This window comes from Bartonella sp. AD328YNZD (assembly GCF_042196425.1).
The window spans coordinates 1-3415 of record NZ_JBHIQG010000261.1; the positions used below are offsets into that span (position 1 = coordinate 1).

A 3415-nucleotide genomic window follows, 5' to 3' on the forward strand; every position below is an offset into this window, starting at 1 on the left:
TGGTGCTGGAATTAAAAAATATGCACCTTCAGCTTTTGTTATTTGTGTTACAAATCCCCTTGATGTAATGGTATGGGTATTGCAGAAATTTTCAGGTCTTCCGGTGCATAAAGTGGTTGGTATGGCTGGTATTCTGGATTCAGCGCGTTTTCGTTACTTTTTATCTGAAGAATTTAAAGTCTCTGTCAAAGATGTGACAGCTTTTGTTTTAGGTGGGCATGGTGATTCAATGGTGCCCTTGGTGCGTTATTCAACAGTTGGTGGTATTTCTTTGCCTGATCTTGTTAAAATGGGTTGGACAACACAGGAGAGAATTGATCAAATTATTCAACGTACCCGTGATGGTGGTGCAGAGGTTGTTAGTTTGTTAAAAACAGGTTCTGCTTATTATGCACCAGCAGCTTCTGCTGTTTGTATGGCTGAAGCCTATTTAAAGGATACTAAGCGTGTTGTGCCTGTTGCAGCCTATCTTTCAGGGGAATATGGGGTTAACGATACATACGTTGGTGTTCCTGTTGTACTTGGTGCGGGTGGTGTTGAACGGGTCATTGAAATTGATCTTGATAAAGAGGAAAGAGATGCTTTTGATTATTCAGTAAATGCGGTTAAAAAGCTTTGTGAAGCTTGTATTGCTCTTGTGCCTAGTCTCAAGTAAATTGAACAGGATTTTGTTCATTAAATTAAAGTATTTAGAATATTATAACTTTAGGATTAATAATAATCCATAAAAGAAAAGGACAAATGCATGAATATCCATGAGTATCAGGCCAAACGTCTGCTTCATGAATATGGAGCACCAATTGCAAATGGTGTTGCTATTTATTCTGTAGAGCAAGCTGAAAAATGGGCAAAAAAATTACCCGGACCTCTCTATGTGGTTAAAAGTCAGATACACGCTGGTGGTCGTGGTAAGGGTAAGTTTAAAGAACTTGGTTCTGATGCAAAGGGTGGTGTTCGGCTTGCACAATCTGTTGAAGAAGTTGTTGCAAATGTTCAAGAAATGCTTGGGAAAACGTTGGTAACCAAACAAACTGGTCCAGAGGGTAAGCAGGTCAATCGCCTTTATATTGAAGATGGTGCCGATATTGAATGGGAGCTTTATCTTTCACTTTTGGTTGATCGTAGCGTTGGTCGGATTGCTTTTGTTGTTTCAACAGAAGGTGGAATGGATATTGAAACAGTTGCTGAAGAGACACCAGAAAAAATATTCACGCTGCCTATTGATGCTGTAGAGGGTGTTACTTCTGATGATTGTGCAAGGCTTTGTGATGCATTGGAATTGCGCGATAGTGCACGGGAAGATGGTGAAAAGCTTTTTCCGATTCTCTATCAGGCATTTTGTGAAAAAGATATGAGCCTTTTAGAAATCAATCCGCTTATTGTGATGAAAGATGGTCGCTTGCGCGTTCTTGATGCGAAAGTTTCTTTTGATAATAATGCTCTGTTTCGTCATCCAGATATTTTAGAATTGCGCGATCTTTCAGAAGAAGATCCAAAAGAAATCGAAGCTTCAAAGCATGATCTTGCTTATGTTGCTCTTGAGGGTACAATTGGTTGTATGGTCAATGGCGCTGGTCTTGCTATGGCAACAATGGATATCATTAAGCTTTATGGAGCAGAGCCGGCGAATTTTTTGGATGTTGGTGGTGGAGCATCAAAAGAAAAAGTGACAGCTGCTTTTAAGATTATTACGGCCGATCCAAATGTTAAGGGCATTTTGGTTAACATTTTTGGTGGTATTATGCGTTGTGATGTCATTGCTGAAGGTGTGGTTGCTGCTGTTCGTGAGGTTGGTTTAAAGGTTCCCTTGGTTGTTCGTCTTGAAGGCACTAATGTTGAGCAGGGAAAAGCGATTATCAATGAGAGTGGTTTGAATGTTATTCCTGCTGATGATTTAGATGATGCTGCTCAAAAAATTGTTGCAGCCGTGAAGGGAGCGTAAGTTATGTCGATTCTGGTGGATAAAGAGACGAAAGTTCTCGTTCAAGGGCTTACAGGAAAAACAGGAACATTTCATACAGAACAGGCGCTTGCTTATCATGGCACGCAAATGGTTGGTGGCGTTAATCCTAAAAAGGGTGGAGAAACATGGGAAGGTTCAAAAGGCGAAACTCTTCCTATCTTTGCTAATGTTGCAGAAGCAAAAGAAAAAACAGGCGCGGATGCTTCCGTTATTTATGTTCCTCCTGCAGGGGCTGCGGCAGCTATTATAGAAGCTATTGAAGCTGAAGTTCGTTTAATTATCTGTATTACGGAAGGTATTCCTGTTATAGATATGGTGAAAGTAAAGGCGCGATTAGAAAACTCAAAATCTCGTCTTATTGGTCCTAATTGTCCTGGTATTCTCACGCCAAACGAATGTAAAATCGGTATTATGCCTGGTTCTATTTTTAGAAAAGGTTCTGTTGGGGTTGTCTCACGGTCGGGAACTTTGACTTATGAAGCCGTTTTTCAAACGAGTCAGGAAGGTCTCGGACAAACGACAGCTATAGGAATTGGTGGTGATCCTGTTAAGGGTACTGAATTTATTGATGTGTTGGAAATGTTTTTAGCGGATGATGAAACCCAGTCTATTGTTATGATTGGTGAAATTGGTGGTTCTGCTGAAGAAGAGGCCGCACAGTTTTTGCAGGATGAAGCAAGAAAAGGGCGTAAAAAGCCAGTTGTTGGCTTTATTGCTGGTCGTACGGCTCCTCCAGGACGTACAATGGGACATGCTGGCGCTGTTATTTCTGGTGGTAAAGGTGGAGCAGAAGATAAAATTGCGGCAATGGAATCCGCAGGGATTCGTGTTTCTCCTTCACCATCACAGATAGGTAAGACTTTGATGTCAGTTTTGAAAGGCTAAAAGAAAATTTCACCTGAATAAGAATATATTCTTAATTCAGGTGAAAAAACTTGAGTATAAAAAGGTAAAACTTTTTTGAATGTTCAAAGCGTCGCTTGCTTTGTGAGCATTGAAAGGTCGAAAAAAGATATAAGGAGACGGAATAAGTGTTCCGGAGAGGTATATGGCAAGGCAGGATGAGATAAATAGTCTTTTTGCACAGACGTCATTTCTTTATGGTGGGAATGCGGATTATATAGATCAACTTTATGCTCAATATGAAAAAGATCACACCAGTGTTGATTCACAGTGGCGTGCTTTTTTTGAAGGCCTTCATGATAACAAAGAAGATGTTCTCAAAAATGCTGAAGGAGCGACATGGCAACGTGATCATTGGCCACTAAAGGCGAGTGGGGAGTTAGTTTCCGCTCTTGATGGTGATTGGTCTTCTCTTGAAAAATATCTTGGCGATAAATTAAAGGAAAGAGCAATAACAGGGGCTGCGCAAAAGGGAAAAACTTCCAGTGAACAAGATATTATTCGTGCAACACGTGATTCTGTTCATGCAATTATGATGATTCGTGCGTT

Annotated in this window: 3 protein-coding genes and 1 pseudogene; all 4 read left to right on the top strand. The window is 40.5% G+C overall.

What is annotated here, in order from left to right; genetic code table 11:
* On the top strand, positions 1 to 655 hold a 655-nt coding region (locus tag ACFIO3_RS10285), incomplete at its 5' end, for a malate dehydrogenase (RefSeq protein WP_375704415.1).
* A 90-nt stretch (positions 656 to 745) separates the two neighbouring features.
* Complete coding sequence (gene sucC / locus ACFIO3_RS10290) at positions 746 to 1942, top strand: ADP-forming succinate--CoA ligase subunit beta (RefSeq protein ID WP_375607895.1); 1197 nt, start codon at positions 746 to 748, stop codon at positions 1940 to 1942.
* Positions 1943 to 1945: 3 nt separating this feature from the next.
* On the top strand, positions 1946 to 2848 hold the full coding sequence (sucD, locus tag ACFIO3_RS10295; protein WP_375607894.1) for a succinate--CoA ligase subunit alpha: 903 nt from the start codon (positions 1946 to 1948) through the stop codon (positions 2846 to 2848).
* Positions 2849 to 3011: 163 nt separating this feature from the next.
* Positions 3012 to 3415, top strand: a pseudogene (sucA, locus tag ACFIO3_RS10300) (2-oxoglutarate dehydrogenase E1 component); the annotation flags it as partial.